Source organism: Thioclava sp. F36-7, from assembly GCF_002020075.1.
GTDB classification, from domain to species: domain Bacteria; phylum Pseudomonadota; class Alphaproteobacteria; order Rhodobacterales; family Rhodobacteraceae; genus Thioclava; species Thioclava sediminum.
This window is the reverse complement of the sequence record NZ_MPZR01000005.1, coordinates 140,089-154,927: the sequence shown is the minus strand read 5'-3', so window position 1 is coordinate 154,927 and position 14,839 is coordinate 140,089. Positions and strand designations below refer to the sequence as shown.

At 62.7% G+C, this 14,839-nt stretch carries 13 protein-coding genes; 7 read left to right on the top strand and 6 right to left on the bottom strand.

What is annotated here, in order from left to right; genetic code table 11:
- Nucleotides 1–9: 9 nt before the first annotated feature.
- A complete protein-coding gene (locus BMI89_RS10910) occupies nt 10–3,384 on the bottom strand; it encodes a transglutaminase family protein (RefSeq protein ID WP_078570943.1) in 3,375 nt (1,124 codons plus the stop codon).
- 231 nt (nt 3,385–3,615) lie between these two features.
- Between BMI89_RS10910 and BMI89_RS10905 the strand changes: the two genes are divergently transcribed.
- Nucleotides 3,616–4,617 (top strand): Fe(3+) ABC transporter substrate-binding protein, encoded by a 1,002-nt coding sequence (locus BMI89_RS10905; protein ID WP_246831898.1) that lies wholly within the window; start codon nt 3,616–3,618, stop codon nt 4,615–4,617.
- A gap of 85 nt (nt 4,618–4,702) precedes the next feature.
- Here the strand turns inward: BMI89_RS10905 and BMI89_RS10900 are convergent, their stop codons facing one another.
- Nucleotides 4,703–5,476 carry a hypothetical protein gene (locus BMI89_RS10900; RefSeq protein WP_078570942.1) on the bottom strand — a complete coding sequence of 258 codons (774 nt, stop codon included), beginning with the start codon at nt 5,474–5,476 and terminating at the stop codon, nt 4,703–4,705.
- A 195-nt stretch (nt 5,477–5,671) separates the two neighbouring features.
- On the opposite strand from BMI89_RS10900, the gene BMI89_RS10895 reads away from it, so the two are divergent.
- Nucleotides 5,672–6,607, top strand: a complete 936-nt coding sequence (locus tag BMI89_RS10895) for a nucleoside hydrolase (RefSeq protein ID WP_078570941.1) — start codon at nt 5,672–5,674, stop codon at nt 6,605–6,607.
- 160 nt (nt 6,608–6,767) lie between these two features.
- On the opposite strand, the gene BMI89_RS10890 is transcribed toward BMI89_RS10895, so the two are convergent.
- Nucleotides 6,768–7,373 carry a peptidylprolyl isomerase gene (locus BMI89_RS10890; RefSeq protein ID WP_078540620.1) on the bottom strand — a complete coding sequence of 202 codons (606 nt, stop codon included), beginning with the start codon at nt 7,371–7,373 and terminating at the stop codon, nt 6,768–6,770.
- The gene (locus BMI89_RS10885) at nt 7,366–7,872 is read right to left on the bottom strand and encodes a peptidylprolyl isomerase (RefSeq protein ID WP_078540619.1); all 507 of its coding nucleotides are present in this window, start codon (nt 7,870–7,872) and stop codon (nt 7,366–7,368) included. Before BMI89_RS10885 ends, BMI89_RS10890 begins: the two co-directional genes overlap by 8 nt.
- Nucleotides 7,873–8,053: 181 nt before the next feature.
- Between BMI89_RS10885 and BMI89_RS10880 the strand changes: the two genes are divergently transcribed.
- The 3 genes from BMI89_RS10880 to BMI89_RS10870 all read left to right on the top strand — a co-directional run bounded on the left by BMI89_RS10880 (nt 8,054) and on the right by BMI89_RS10870 (nt 11,359).
- Entirely contained in the window at nt 8,054–9,250 is a 1,197-nt protein-coding gene (locus tag BMI89_RS10880; RefSeq protein ID WP_078570940.1) for a phosphoglycerate kinase, read from the top strand.
- A gap of 223 nt (nt 9,251–9,473) precedes the next feature.
- Nucleotides 9,474–10,367: a fructose bisphosphate aldolase gene (locus tag BMI89_RS10875; protein WP_078570939.1), complete on the top strand. Its 894-nt coding sequence runs from the start codon at nt 9,474–9,476 to the stop codon at nt 10,365–10,367.
- Nucleotides 10,368–10,657: 290 nt separating this feature from the next.
- Nucleotides 10,658–11,359: a glycosyltransferase gene (locus BMI89_RS10870; protein ID WP_078570938.1), complete on the top strand. Its 702-nt coding sequence runs from the start codon at nt 10,658–10,660 to the stop codon at nt 11,357–11,359.
- A gap of 35 nt (nt 11,360–11,394) precedes the next feature.
- Here BMI89_RS10870 and BMI89_RS10865 read toward each other — a convergent pair whose 3' ends face one another.
- Entirely contained in the window at nt 11,395–12,069 is a 675-nt protein-coding gene (locus BMI89_RS10865) for a hypothetical protein (protein ID WP_143593888.1), read from the bottom strand.
- 55 nt (nt 12,070–12,124) lie between these two features.
- Complete coding sequence (locus BMI89_RS10860; RefSeq protein WP_168176796.1) at nt 12,125–13,042, bottom strand: glycosyltransferase family 92 protein; 918 nt, start codon at nt 13,040–13,042, stop codon at nt 12,125–12,127.
- 278 nt (nt 13,043–13,320) lie between these two features.
- On the opposite strand from BMI89_RS10860, the gene BMI89_RS10855 reads away from it, so the two are divergent.
- A complete protein-coding gene (locus tag BMI89_RS10855) occupies nt 13,321–13,617 on the top strand; it encodes a septum formation initiator family protein (protein ID WP_152844401.1) in 297 nt (98 codons plus the stop codon).
- 182 nt (nt 13,618–13,799) lie between these two features.
- Entirely contained in the window at nt 13,800–14,825 is a 1,026-nt protein-coding gene (gene pdhA / locus BMI89_RS10850; RefSeq protein ID WP_078520888.1) for a pyruvate dehydrogenase (acetyl-transferring) E1 component subunit alpha, read from the top strand.
- Nucleotides 14,826–14,839 lie beyond the last annotated feature (14 nt).

Here is a 14,839-nt window from a genome sequence, read left to right as displayed (position 1 = left end):
AGGCTCGGATCAACTCAGCCCGACAGGACGTCGCAGGTCAAGCGTCAGGGGAAACTCCGGGTGGGGGGTCTCCGGTTCCGGACGATATGCGCCCGGCGTGTGACCGTGCCCCTCGAACCGCGCCAGTCGGCGGGCTTCCGCCTCGTTGCCGTTCACCGGGAAGGTATCGTAGTTGCGCCCCCCCGGATGGGCCACGTGATAGATGCAGCCCCCGATCGCCCTGCCCGTCCAATCGTCATAGATGTCGAAGGTCAGCGGCGCATTGACCGGCAGCGTCGGATGCAGCGCCTCGGCAGGTTGCCACGCCTTGAAGCGTACCCCGGCGACCGAGACACCGCTTTCCTGCGTCCGAGCGAGCGGCACGGGACGCCGGTTGCACATCACCTTGTAGCGGTCCTGATGGAGCGAGGTCATCTTCACCTGCAAACGCTCGACCGAGCTGTCGGTATAGCGCACCGTACCGCCAATGGCCCCGGTCTCTCCCAACACATGCCACGGCTCCAACGCCTGACGGATCTCGAGATGCACGCCTTCCGCCTCGATCTGACCGCAGAAGGGGAAACGGAACTCCGATTGCGCCTCGAACCATTGCGGATCGAGGTCGAAACCGTGACGGCGCAGATCGGCGAGAAGATCGGTGAAATCCTCCCAAAGGTAATGCGGCAGCATGAAGCGGTCATGCAGCACCGTCCCCCAGCGCACCGGACGCCCCTCTACCGGCGCATTCCAGCACCGCGCGATGATGGCGCGCAGCAGGAGTTGTTGCGCGAGCGACATGCGCGGGTCCGGCGGCATCTCGAAGCCGCGGAACTCGACGAGACCAAGGCGACCGGTCGGCCCGTCGGGCGAATACATCTTGTCGATGCAGATCTCGGCCCGGTGGGTATTGCCGGTCACGTCCGTCAGCATGTTGCGCAGCAGCCGGTCCACCAGCCATGGCGGCGGGACGTTCCCGGCCTCGGGCGGGTGAATCTGGCTCAGTGCGATTTCCAGCTCATAGAGCGTATCGTGCCGCGCCTCGTCGATCCGGGGCGCCTGCGAAGTCGGGCCGATGAAGAGGCCCGAGAACAGGTAGGACAGCGACGGATGCCGCTGCCAAATCAGGATGAGCGATTTCAGCAGATCGGGGCGACGCAGGAAGGGGCTGTCGAGCAGCGTCTCTCCCCCGACCACCACATGGTTGCCGCCCCCCGTGCCGGTATGGCGCCCGTCGATCATGAACTTGTCGGCGCCTAGCCGCGACTGGCGGGCCTCTTCATAGATCGCCTCGGTGGTGGCGACGCAATCCTCCCAGCTATGAGCGGGATGGATATTCACCTCGATCACACCGGGATCGGGCGCGACCCGGATCACGTTGAGGCGCGGATCATGCGGCGGAGCATAGCCCTCGATATGGATCGGCAGGCCCATCGCCTTGGCGCTTTCCTCGGCGGCGGCGATCAGTTCGAGGTAATCCTCCAGATCCTCGGTCGGCGGCATGAAGACGCAGAGCCGCCCATCGCGCGGTTCGACCGAGATCGCGGTGCGCACGACGCCGTCGATGGTATCGAGATCCTGCTCGACGATCCGCTGCCCCGGCTCGGCCGATTGCGCCTCGGAGACGGGTTGGCTGTGTTCCTCCGTGGGCTTGTCGACCAAACCCTTCTCGGCAGCCTTTTCCATCTCGGCATGGAAGTCGGGCAAATCGCCTTTGGGCAGCGAGGTGTCGGTGACGTAGTGATAGGGATATTGCGCGGGCGGCACATAGGGCAACGCACCCAGCGGCAGGCGGAACCCGGCAGGACTGTCCCCAGGGATCAGGAACAGCTTGCCGCGCCGGGTCTTCCACTTCTCCGAGCGCCAGCGATGGCCGGGCTTCGCCTTGGCCTGCCAGCGCTGCACCGGCAGGATGTAACCCGTGGGCGTCTCCAGCCCGCGATTGAAGACGCGGGCGAAGCGCGCGCGATCCTCGGGGTTCTTCAGCTTGCTGTCATCGGGCGTGACATTCTCCGGCAGATTGCCCTCTTTCAGCATCCATTCGGCCGGGTCTTCATAGGCGGGCTGGGCGTGCTCGGGCTCGATCCCCAGATGTTCGGCGATGCCGCGCATCAGCGTGCCTGCCTCCTCGGGCCCCGCTCCGGTCTTGTCGCACTCCTTGGCGATCAGATCCTCATCGCGCCAGATCGGCTTGCCGTCGCGCCGCCAGTAGAGCGAGAAGGTCCAGCGCGGCAGGCTCTCGCCCGGATACCATTTGCCCTGCCCGTAATGCAGAAAGCCCCCCGGCGCGAAGCGATCCCGCAGCCGCCGGATCAGTTCGTCGGCCAGCGCGCGCTTTTGCGGGCCGACGGCGGCGGTGTTCCACTCGTCGCTCTCGAAGTCGTCGATGGAGACGAAGGTCGGCTCGCCCCCCATGGTCAGGCGCACATCGCCCGCTTTCAGGCTCTCATCCACCTTGCGCCCCAGCGCATTGAGCCGCTCCCAGGCCTCGTCGGAAAACGGCTTGGTGATGCGCGGATGTTCGGCCACTCGGTTTACCGTCATATCAAAAGCGAAACTCACCTCCGGGCTGCCGACCGAGGAAAAGCCCCCGGAGATCGGTGCGGCATTGCGGAAATGGGGCGTCGCCGCCAGCGGGATATGGCTCTCGCCGGTCAGCAATCCGGACGTCGGGTCCAGACCGATCCAGCCCGCACCGGGGATGAACACTTCGCACCATGCATGCAGGTCGGTGAAGTCGTGATCGGTGCCCGATGGCCCGTCGAGCGCCTCCAGATCGGGTTTCAGCTGGATCAGGTAGCCTGAGACGAACCGCGCCGCGAAGCCGAGATGCCGCAGCACCTGCACCAGCAGCCACGAGCTGTCCCGGCACGAGCCCGAGCGTTTCTGCAAGGTCTCCTCGGGCGTCTGCACGCCGGGGTCCATGCGGATCGTGTAATCCACGACCTTGGAGACATGCGCATTCAGCGCGACGAGGAAATTGACCGTCCCTTTGATCGTGTAGTCGATCTCGCCGATGAACTGCGCCAGCAGCGGGCCTTCCGGCTCGGGGGTGCGGTAGATCGACAGGTCGTCGCGCAGCTCCTCGGGATAGTCGAAGGGCCATTCCTCGGCGAATTCCTCGGTGAAGAAGTCGAACGGGTTGTAAACGGTCATGTCCGCCGTCAGGTCCACCTCGATCTTCAGCTCGGTCACCGGCTCGGGGAAGACGAAGCGCGCGAGCCAGTTGCCGTAGGGGTCCTGCTGGTGATTCACGAAATGCCCGCCGGGCGAGACCTTGAGCGAATGCGAGATCACGCGGGTGCGCGAATGCGGCGCAGGCCGCAGGCGAATGATCTGCGGGCCGAGCGTCACGGGGCGGTCATAGGTGTAATGGGTCAGGTGATAGATGCTGGCATGGATCGCCATAAGTCTCGCTCCCGCAATAGGTCTTCGCCAGATCACGATGACGGAGCAAGGGCTTCGGTAAAAGCCGCAATTTCGAAAAATGCGCCCTGCCCCTGCCTGTCGGGAAATCGAACGCCCAAAAAGCGGGCAGGAAGCGGGCGGCAATTTATTTCCGATTGTTTCACTCAGGCATTGACGCGTTCGTGAACGCCAGCTACCTCTTCGCTCACGAAAACGCGAATGGAGACTTCAATGACCCGGACCCTCGCCCTCGCCCTGATGGGCACGGCCCTCGCCACGCCGACGCTTGCGGATGTGAACATCTACTCCCACCGTCAGCCCGAACTGATCCAGCCCGTGCTCGACGCTTTCACCGAAGAGACCGGGATCGCGGTGAACATCGCCTATGTCGAGAAAGGCATGGTCGAGCGCCTCAAAGCAGAGGGCGACCGCTCCCCCGCCGATCTGGTGCTGACCGTCGACATCGCGCGGCTGAGCGAAGTGGTGAATGCGGACGTGACGCAGGCGGTCGAGGACCCGGCGCTGCAAGACGCGATCCCGGCCGAATTCCGCGATCCGCAGAACCACTGGTTCGGCCTGACCTCGCGCGCCCGCATCGTCTATGCCTCGAAAGAGCGCGTGGCCGATGGCGAAGTGACGACCTATGAAGACCTCGCCTCCGACAAATGGAAGGGCCGCATCTGCACCCGCTCCTTCACCTCGGATTACAATGTCGCGCTGACTTCGGCCTATCTCGCCCATCACGGCGAAGAGGCGACCAAGGAATGGCTCGAAGGGCTGAAGGCGAACCTCGCCAAGACCCCCGAGGGCAACGACCGCAGCCAGGTGAAGTCGATCTGGGCAGGCGAATGCGACATCTCGCTGGGCAACACCTATTACATGGGCCAGATGCTCGCCGATCCCGAGCAGGCGCAATGGGCCAATTCCGTGCGCATCACCTTCCCGGTTTTCGAGGAAGGCGGCACCCATATGAACGTCTCGGGCATGGCGATGACCAAATCCGCGCCGAACCGCGAGGACGCGCTCAAGCTGATGGAATTCCTCGTCTCGGACGAAGCGCAGGAAATCTACGCCCAGACCAACCACGAATTCCCGATCAAGCCGGGCGTTGCGCGCTCCGAACTGGTGCAAAGCTGGGGCGAGTTCACCCCGGACACGCTGGACCTCGCGAAGCTGGCCGAGCTGCGCCCGACCGCGCTGAAGCTGATCGACGAGGTCGATCTGGACGGTTGATCGCGATCAGACCTGAAACAGAGAAAGCGGCGTCCAACGGGCGCCGCTTTTTTCATTCTCCGGAAAAGGTGAGCAACCGCAGCGCTCACTGGGCCGCGATCTGCAGCGCCTCGTCGGGGCCGATGCGCACGCCGTCGATCGCGGCCATCTGTTCGAGATCCTGCTCGTAGCGCCGCTGCAGCGAGGCCCGGTCGAGCGGATCGAACTCGGCGATCGGCGTGCCTTGCGGCTGCTGGTGATGGAACCGCGCCAGACGGCGTTTCTGCTTCGGCCCGATCACGACGCCCGAATGGTGCAGGCGCTGCATCATCGCGATCACCGTATCGGCATGCGCGGCCTCGGCATCGGGCGCGGGATCGAGCGAGGCGCCCGGCACCAGCGCGGCCATCGCCTCGCCGATCTTCGAGCCATGCGGCAACACGATGATTTCGCGCGGGTTGAGACCGGCTTTCAGATCGCGCACCACGTTCACCCAGCGGCGCGGACGCGCCATCAGGCGCGGCGTCAACTCTGCGAAGGGCTTGAGCGGACGGCGCGCGGCGAGATCACGCCAGAGCGCCGGGTAATAGTCTTCATAGCTCGGTGCGTAGAGCACCACGCGCCCGACCGAACCGCTCAGCGCCTCGCGGAACCGCTCGGCCCGTTCCTGAGCCCGGGCGAAAAGGTGATAGAGCCCCGCCGCCGCATCGCCGATCAATTGCGAATCGAGATGGACACGTCCGCCAGCCGCAGCCCCGATCACCGCCGGACCATAGCCTGCGCGGGCCAAAGCGTCCTGCCCACAGCCAAGCGTGCGTGCCATCTGGCCACTCATTCCACCCGAAGCGGGCGCTGCGATGAAGATGTGATGCTGGTTCATGTCTGGGTGTCCTTCCCTGCACTTAGTGGTCTAGAGACCGAATGTGGCCAAATGTGGCCGCCCGCAGGAAAGCTTCGCGGCGAACACACGCATAGGTAATGTCGATTTGGTGTGCCCGAGGGTCACCCCTCCCCATATCTGGACATCGCCGCGCCGCCGCGCCAAGGTCGCGCCGGACCCGCGAAGGAGGCGAAAATGGCGCGCAAGATCATCATCGACACCGATCCCGGACAGGATGACGCGGTGGCGATCCTGCTGGCGCTGGCGAGCCCCGACCTCGAAGTTCTGGGCATCACCTCTGTCGCCGGGAACGTGCCGCTGCCGCTGACGTCGAAGAACGCGCGCGTGGTCTGCGAATTGGCCGGGCGAACGGATGTGCCGGTCTATGCGGGCTGCGACCGACCGCTCGCACGCGACCTGGTCACGGCGGAATATGTCCATGGCAAGACCGGGCTCGACGGGATCGAACTGCCCGAGCCTCAGATGCCGCTGCAGGACCAACACGCGGTCGACTTCCTGATCGAGACGCTGCGTGCCCATCCCGCGGGCAGCGTGACGCTCTGCCCGCTGGGCCCGCTCACCAATATCGCGACCGCGCTCCAACGCGCCCCCGACATCGCCGAGAAGATCGCAGAGATCGTGCTGATGGGCGGCGCCTATTTCGAGGTGGGCAACACCACGCCCGCCGCCGAGTTCAACATCCATGTCGATCCGCAGGCCGCCGAGATCGTGTTCAAATCGGGCGTGCCGCTCGTGGTGATGCCGCTCGACGTGACGCATAAGGCGCTCACCACCCGCGCCCGCGTCGAGGCGTTCCGCAATCTCGGCACCCGCGTCGGCCACGCGGTCGCCAGCTGGACCGATTTCTTCGAGCGCTTCGACATGGCAAAATACGGCTCCGAGGGCGCGCCGCTGCACGATCCCTGCGTGATCGCCTATCTGCTCAAGCCCGACCTGTTCACCGGACGGCATATCAATGTCGAGATCGAGACCACGTCCGAGCTGACCATGGGCATGACCGTCGCCGACTGGTGGCGCGTGACCGACCGGGCGCCGAATGCGATGTTCATGGGCGATCTGGATGCGGACGGGTTCTACACGCTGCTGACAGAGCGGATCGCGCGGCTGTAACGCGCAGGGGGCACTGCCCCCCGTCGCCGTAGGGCGACAAACTTAAGGGAGAGGGGGCGCTGCCCCCGCTTCGCTGACGCGAAGCCCCCCGGGATATTTGGGCCAAGCCGAAAGCGGCAGCCTGCGCAAGAGAAAGGGGGCCGAAGCCCCCTTGCCCGGTTTACTTGTCTTCCACCGTCGCCTTGACGATGTAATCGGGGTCATCGACCACGCCGTTGCGCGCCGCGTCGCCCTTCTTGATCTTGTCGACCACATCCATGCCGCTCACGACATGGCCCACGACGGTATATTGCCCGTCGAGATGGGGCGCGGGCGCGAACATGATGAAGAACTGCGAATTGGCCGAGTTCGGATCAGCCGAGCGGGCCATGCCCACGATGCCGCGTTGGAAAGATATGTTCGAAAACTCCGCCGGAAGGTCGGGCAGATCGGAGCCGCCCATGCCGGCCATCGACGTATCTCCGCCCTTCTTGCCGAATTGCACATCGCCCGTCTGGGCCATGAAGCCGTCGATCACGCGGTGGAAGACGACATCGTCGTATTTGCCTTCCTTGGCGAGCGTCATCAGGCGTTCGGCGGATTTCGGGGCCTTGTCGGTGAGCAGGTCGATCACGACCTTGCCCTCGGTCTGACCGCCGATCTGCAGGACGAGCTTCGGCCCGCCGGTATCGGCCACGCCCGAGCTGTCTTGCGCGAAGGCAGCGGGGGCAGCGACGACGAGGCTGGCGGCGGCGGCGAGAACGGTGCGGCGCAGGATATTACGCATCGGCGGCCACCTTCACCGAGATCATCCGGTCGGGGTTCTGCGGCGGCTCGCCGCGCGCAATCTTGTCGACATTCTCCATCCCGGAGATCACGCGGCCATAGACCGTGTATTGACCGTTGAGGAAATGGTTGTCCTTGAAGTTGATGAAGAACTGCGAATTGGCCGAGTTCGGGTTCTGCGAGCGCGCAGCGCCCAGCGTCCCGCGATCATGCGGCAGCTTCGAGAATTCCGCCGGAAGATCGGGATATTGCGACCCACCCGTGCCCGCGCGGCCCGGATTGTAGTCCTTTTCCATATTGGCGTTCGCGACATCGCCGGTCTGGGCCATGAAGCCCTCGATCACGCGGTGGAAGGCCACGTTGTCATAGGCGCCGTCGCGGGCGAGTTGCTTCATGCGCTCGGCATGTTTCGGGGCGACGTCGCTGAGAAGCTCGATCACGACCGGCCCGTCCTTGAGCTCGATGATGATCGTGTTCTCGGGATCCTTGATATCGGCCATTGGGTCCTCCGTTGAAAATTTGGGCCGACCATAGGAGCGAGGCCCTTGCGCGGCAAGGACAAAGCGCCGCAGTTCGGTCAGCCGTGTTGACGCGACCCATCGCCGCAGGCATGAAGAACGCAAGCCGCGGGAGCGGGCCACATTCATGATGGTCCCCTGCGCAGATAGGGAGAGTGATTTCATGGCTTGGAAAACCCTCGACGAGGTCGATCTGGACGGCAAGGTCGTGCTGGTGCGCGTGGATATCAACGTGCCCGTGGAGAACGGAAAAGTGACCGATGCCACGCGGATCGAGAAGATCGTGCCAACCGTGCAGGACATCATGTCGAAGGGCGGCAAGCCGGTGCTGCTGGCGCATTTCGGTCGCCCCAAGGGCCAGGTCGTCCCCGAAATGAGCCTCGAGCCGCTGGTGCCCGCGCTGGAGAAGGCCTTCGGCTTCCCGGTGAAATTCGCCAAGGACTGCGTCGGCGGCCCCGCGAAGGAAGCCGTGGGCGCGCTGCAGAAAGGCGAGGTTCTGCTGCTGGAGAACACCCGCTTCCACGCCGGCGAAGAGAAGAACGATCCGATGCTGGCCGCCGAGATGGGCGCGCTTGGCGAGGTCTATGTCAACGACGCCTTCTCGGCTGCGCACCGCGCGCACGCTTCGACCGAAGGCATCGCGAAGATCCTGCCCGCAGCCGCCGGTCGCCTGATGGAAGCCGAGCTGAAGGCGCTCGAGGCGGCCCTCGGTGACCCCGAGCGTCCGGTGACGGCGGTCGTGGGCGGCGCGAAGGTCTCGACCAAGCTCGACCTGCTGGGCAATCTGGTGGCCAAGGTCGATCACCTGATCATCGGCGGCGGCATGGCCAACACTTTCCTCGTGGCGCAGGGCATCGATGTCGGCAAATCGTTGGCCGAGCGCGACATGGCCGACACGGCGAAAGAGATCATGGAGAAGGCCAAGGATGCGGGCTGCAAGATCCACCTGCCCGTCGACGTGGTCGTGGCGCGCGAGTTCAAGGCGGGCGCCGAGAACGAGACCGTGGCCAATGACGCCTGCCCGGCGGATGCGATGATCCTCGACGCCGGTCCGAAATCCGTCGAGGAAATCACGAAGGTCTTCGAGAACTCGCGCACGCTGATCTGGAACGGCCCGCTCGGCGCGTTCGAGATCGCGCCCTTCGATGCGGCGACCAATGCAGCGGCGGCGAAAGCGGCTGAACTGACCCGCGACGAGAAGCTGATCTCGGTCGCGGGCGGTGGCGATACGGTCGCGGCGCTCAACAAGGCCGATGCGGCGAAGGACTTCTCCTATATCTCGACCGCGGGCGGCGCCTTCCTCGAATGGATGGAAGGCAAGGTCCTGCCGGGCGTGGCCGCGCTCGATCAGCAGAACTGAGCTTCGCGCCCTGTGACAGGGCGCAGAGACCGATCGGGCCGGGGCCGCGAGAGCGCCCCGGCCCTTTTCATTTGCGCAGCTTTTCGCGGCGCAGGACGGCGTGCAGCGGCGAGGTCACGCCAAAATTCACGCCATTTCGCGATGTTAGCGTCACCAGCGTTGCATCGCCCCGGCGCGGAAACTATCCCTTCTGGCAACACCAAATCCCGCAGGAGGAATTCCCATGTCCAACGCCAAGCAGACCGAGCAGATGCGCGAGGGCAACGGCTTCATCGCAGCCCTCGACCAATCGGGCGGCTCCACCCCCAAGGCGCTGCGGCTCTACGGGATCGAGGAAGACGCCTATAACGGCGAAGAGGAAATGTTCGACCTGATCCACCAGATGCGTGCGCGGATCATCAAATCCCCCGCCTTCACCGGCGAGAAAGTTGTCGGCGCGATCCTGTTCGAGCAGACGATGGATCGCGAGATCGACGGCACGCCCACTGCCACCTATCTTTGGGAAAAGCGCGGCGTGGTGCCCTTCCTGAAAATCGACAAGGGGCTGGAAGCCGAAGAGAACGGCGTGCAGCTGATGAAGCCGATCCCGAACCTCGACGATCTGCTGTCGCGCGCGGTCAAGGCGGGCATCTTCGGCACCAAGGAGCGTTCGGTGATCTCGGCGGCCAATGTCGGCGGCATCAAGGCGATCGTCGATCAGCAGTTCGAGCTGGGCATGCAGGTGCTGAGCCACGGGCTCGTGCCGATCCTCGAGCCGGAAGTGACGATCTCGATCTCCGACAAGGACGAGGCCGAGCAGATGCTGCTGGCCGAGATCCTCAGCCATCTCGACACGGTGCCCGAGGGCAAGCAGGTGATGCTGAAGCTTTCGCTGCCGACCGAACCGAACCGCTACAAGCCGCTGGTCGATCACCCGAAGGTGCTGAAGGTCGTGGCGCTCTCGGGCGGCTATTCGCGCGACGAGGCGAACGAGAAGCTGGCCAAGAACACCGGAATGATCGCCTCCTTCTCGCGCGCACTGACCGAGGGCCTCTCAGCCCAGCAGTCGGATGAAGAGTTCAACGCGATGCTGGAAGAGGCGATCACCTCGATCCACGCAGCCTCGGTGGCGGGGTAAGGTCGGTTAACCGATCAGGGGGCTCTGCCCCCACTCCCTGCGGGAGTTCCCCCGGGATATTTGAACCAAGCCGAAGCGGGGCGTCGGGCGGCGGCCCGCTTTTTCGCTTGTGGCGTTTTCTTTATTTGTAGTGTAGGAGTTCGTGGACTGAAGGCTCCACTCCATCGCTCTCCAAGACTTGCTGCCCATCAATGTCTGAGTGTCCAATCATTCAAACAAGCCGCGACAAGAAGAGACAAATGAAGCTTAGAGTTTTGAGCAAACACTCGATGCGTTCTTGAGGATAGCTCGTGCAGATACCGAAAAAACTAGGTCACATCTGGATTGGGCCGTTGGACGCGCCGACTAACTGGATGAACACTTGGAAGCATTTCCATCCCGAGTGGGAATACACGCTCTACGATGAAGAATTTCTCCGCGACGCGGATTTCGAAACTTCCAGCCAGATACAGGAATACATCCGTCGCGGCCACTATTCCGGCGCTGCTGATTTAATGCGCTATGAAATCCTATGGAGACATGGTGGCTTTCTCGCAGAAGCCGACAGTGTTTGCTTGAGGGCAACCGATCAACTTTTTGAGGATAACGCCGAGCTCTACACTGTATATGAGAATGAGTTCGTTAGAGGGAAGCTAGTATCGCCGATTCTTGCAGCAAAGCCGAAGAACGATTTCCTAAGGCACTTGATCGACACATTGAAAGAGGTTCCTCCAACAGAGCTCGACCTGCCCTGGAAAGAGACAGGAAATCTATTCGTCGCGAGAAAAATTGAAGAATTGCACCCGGAAATAGTTATCTGGCCTTCGCATTATTTTATCCCGATTCACTTCACCGGGGTTGAATACAAAGGCAATGACCCAATCTACGCAGAGCAATACTTCGGCAGCACAAAAAAACTCTACAACTCTAGCTTCCTTAGAAAGCAATGGCTCAAAAGAAAGCGTCGTAGGCATGAGAAGTCCCTTCAAAAACAAAGGTCTCAAGAGAGTTGAGAGAAAGTATTTCCAGAACACATCTCGAAGCAACTTCAGTATCTGAATTCTTTTTTTCGTCCGGAATCCCGCACAATTTTACCCGAAACGTGCGGGGTTAAATCTTCTTCGACATACTGCCCGTGCATGACCTCTCGGGTGTAATTCATTCTTTCATGATCGAGGCCAGGTGCCGTCCATTGCGAGGAGCAAAACCCCTCCCAAGTCTCGACAAATCGCAGTGACGCAACTGTCGGCTGAAACGCAATACAAACAGCAGCTTTCTTATTGATCGCGGACTCCCGGTTATTCGAGAGCGTCGCAATATCCCATTCGGATTCGGGTAATGAAACCTCACCTTCAAGCAACGCATCCGCATCGAGCCAAATGACCGGACGATTAAGCGTAAGTAACTTGAACTTAATGAAGCTGGGCTTGAATAGGCACGCGTTTATGCGCCCGCAGGGCGGGATCGTCTCGATCGAGTGTTCCATACCATGCTCGTCACAGGATTTCCTGAGCGCCTCGCAGAAGCGATCGTAAAACCCGTCGCGTGTCCCGAAAGAGATCACGCAAGGCTTTGCGGTCGAAGCTTCCTGGTCAGCGCCGATTTCAGAAAGATCGATCGTAAGCCCGGGTGTCGGCGCGATAAGGAAATGCCGCCCCAAGGCTCTCGATTTCTTACGCAGTCGCCTAGCATCGTAAGAACGTCGGATTTTTTCGAGTATCACCGGTATCACCTTCCGCCTACATTAGCGATCTTCCCCGGGAGGCAAACTACTCCGCTTAGCCCTCGCGTACACCCTCATAATACGCCACCGCCTTGCGATCCTCGACAGGCGCGCGTTCGATCTCGGAGACTTTCGCCAGCACGCGTTTGCGGTAGCCCTCGGCGCCGCCGAAATTGATCGGGCCGCGGGCGAGTTTGGTCTCCAGCTCGGCTTTCGAGAGCAGGTAGTAGTGGTTCAGCTGCAGCGGGCTCGAGGTGAAGAACGCCGCCTGCTTGCGCGCGCGGTTCGACACCACCTGCCCCGCCGCGTTGGCGGTGCGCTCGCCCATGTCCACGGTCTCGAAACTATGCACGCCCACAGCGGAGACGCAGGACGGGTCGACGATACATTTGAAGCGCAGAAGATCGCTGTCGCGGGCATAAGGCACCGGCGCGCGGGCGGTGAAGGCGCGGGTCACCCAGCCGTCGGGGCGCGTCTCGTGGCCCGCATGGCCGAACATGTGCCAGGGCAGCGAGATGTTCGAGTGATCGCCATTCTGCGTGATCGCCTCCATCAGGCTCAGCCCGGGATCGGGGACGAGGAATTCGTCAATATCGATGAAGGCCATGCGCTCGAAATCGGCGCCGAAGGTGGTGACCGCATGGGCATAGGCCCCGACCTGCTGCGAGATGCGGCGGTGCGTCGCCGGATCGTAGCCCGCCATACGCCAGGGGGTCACGGTGACGGACGTCGCGAAGGGCGACGCGGCGATCTTGGCCAGCGTGTCGTCACTGCAGCCATTGTCATAGAGAAAGACGTGGCGCGCGCCGGCAACCGTGTGGAATTCCAGCCATTCGAGGATGTAGTCGCTCACGTTCTTCACGATGGCGACGAGGGCCAGCCCCTCGCGCCCTTCGGCTGCGGGCGGCGCGGTGATGCCGAAGAGTCGCATCTTCTTCGACCCGATCGCCTTGATGAACCCGGAGATACTCACATACGCGCCTTTCCTGCTGCGAAACCTGCCTAGCCAGATGCGCGCGCCGGGGCAAGTCCGCGCGCATGCGCGGCCACGCGTGCGAGGCAGACCGCTGAATACGCAACCCGGTGCGCAACCCAGAGCGCAACGGCATGCGAAATCTTTGCAGAATTGATCATCCGGGGGATTCCAATGACGAATCACATGTGACATGATTCGAGGCACAGGGCCCGTCAGAGGCCGTGGCGCGGGTCTGGGGGACAGGCACGCGACCAGCTAAGAAGCGAGGCAGGACAATGGTGATGAGACGCCCCACGATCGGGCCTCTGATTTTCGTGACCGTGGCGGTGGTGCTGGGCGCCTATTTCGCCTTTGCCGCCGTGCAGGGGCGTTACGGCATCCTCAGCCGCGTGCAGATCGAAGCGGAGATCGACGCCAAGCGCGCCGAGCGTGATGCCCTGCGCGCCAAGGTCGACCGGATGGCCAACCTGACCCATCGCCTCTCCGACGATTACCTCGATCTGGACCTTCTCGACAGCCGGGCGCGCGAAGTGCTGGGCGCGATGCGCTCGGACGAGATCGTGATCCGCTGAGAGGCTTATAGGCCTGCCCATTTTCGCGGCACAAACATCGCTCGAAAACCGCCTCACCGGCCCTAGTTGAAACGTGAGCGCCATTCCTGCCCTGCGATACCGCAGGGTCATTGCCTTCGGCCCGGCATTGCTGTAAGGAATGGTTTAACGCTAAACTATTCCGGCCAAGGGAGGTCTGACCAATGGCAGCACGGAAAGGCTCGGCGAGCGGCGCCAAAGCGGGCGCGAATGTCTCGGCCGAGGAACTCAAGCAATATTACCATGACATGCTGCTGATCCGGCGCTTCGAAGAGAAGGCGGGTCAGCTTTACGGCATGGGTCTGATCGGCGGCTTCTGCCACCTCTATATCGGGCAGGAAGCGGTGGTCGTCGGCCTCGAGGCTGCGGCGAAGGAAGGCGACAAGCGCGTCACCTCCTATCGCGATCACGGGCATATGCTCGCCTGCGGGATGGACCCGAAAGGCGTGATGGCCGAGCTCACGGGCCGCGATGGCGGTTACTCGAAGGGTAAGGGCGGCTCGATGCACATGTTCTCGAAAGAGAAGCATTTCTACGGCGGCCACGGCATCGTCGCGGCGCAGGTGCCGATCGGCGCGGGCCTCGCCTTCGCGGATAAATACAAGGGCAACGACAACGTCACCTTCACCTATTTCGGCGACGGCGCGGCGAACCAGGGTCAGGTCGCAGAGACCTACAACATGGCGCAGCTCTGGGACCTTCCGGTCGTCTTCGTGATCGAGAACAACCAATATGCGATGGGCACCAGCGTGAAGCGCGCGACCAAGTCGCCCGACTTCTATGAACGCGGCATCGCCTATGGCATCGCGGGCGAAGAAGTCGACGGGATGGACGTGCTGGCTGTGAAGCAGGCCGGCGAGAAGGCCGTCGCGCACTGCCGCTCGGGCAAGGGCCCCTACATCCTCGAGATCAAGACCTATCGCTATCGCGGCCACTCGATGTCGGACCCGGCGAAATACCGGACCCGCGAAGAGGTGCAGAAGATGCGCGAAGAGCGCGACGCGATCGAGCATATCCGCCAGCTTCTGCTGACCGGCAAGCATGCGACCGAGGACGAGCTCAAGCAGGTCGACAAGGATATCAAGGCGATCGTCAACGGCGCCGCCGATTTCGCCAAGGAGAGCCCCGAGCCCTCCGCGGATGAACTTTACACCGACATCTATACCGATGTCGCGCCGCAGAACGCCTGAGGGGGGAAAGACAG

Coding starts and splice junctions, on each gene's coding strand:
- BMI89_RS10910 (WP_078570943.1), bottom strand. CDS start 3,384: ATGGCGATCCATGCCAGCATCTATCACCTGACCCATTACACCTATGAC.
- BMI89_RS10905 (WP_246831898.1), top strand. CDS start 3,616: ATGACCCGGACCCTCGCCCTCGCCCTGATGGGCACGGCCCTCGCCACG.
- BMI89_RS10900 (WP_078570942.1), bottom strand. CDS start 5,476: ATGAACCAGCATCACATCTTCATCGCAGCGCCCGCTTCGGGTGGAATG.
- BMI89_RS10895 (WP_078570941.1), top strand. CDS start 5,672: ATGGCGCGCAAGATCATCATCGACACCGATCCCGGACAGGATGACGCG.
- BMI89_RS10890 (WP_078540620.1), bottom strand. CDS start 7,373: ATGCGTAATATCCTGCGCCGCACCGTTCTCGCCGCCGCCGCCAGCCTC.
- BMI89_RS10885 (WP_078540619.1), bottom strand. CDS start 7,872: ATGGCCGATATCAAGGATCCCGAGAACACGATCATCATCGAGCTCAAG.
- BMI89_RS10880 (WP_078570940.1), top strand. CDS start 8,054: ATGGCTTGGAAAACCCTCGACGAGGTCGATCTGGACGGCAAGGTCGTG.
- BMI89_RS10875 (WP_078570939.1), top strand. CDS start 9,474: ATGTCCAACGCCAAGCAGACCGAGCAGATGCGCGAGGGCAACGGCTTC.
- BMI89_RS10855 (WP_152844401.1), top strand. CDS start 13,321: ATGGTGATGAGACGCCCCACGATCGGGCCTCTGATTTTCGTGACCGTG.
- pdhA (WP_078520888.1), top strand. CDS start 13,800: ATGGCAGCACGGAAAGGCTCGGCGAGCGGCGCCAAAGCGGGCGCGAAT.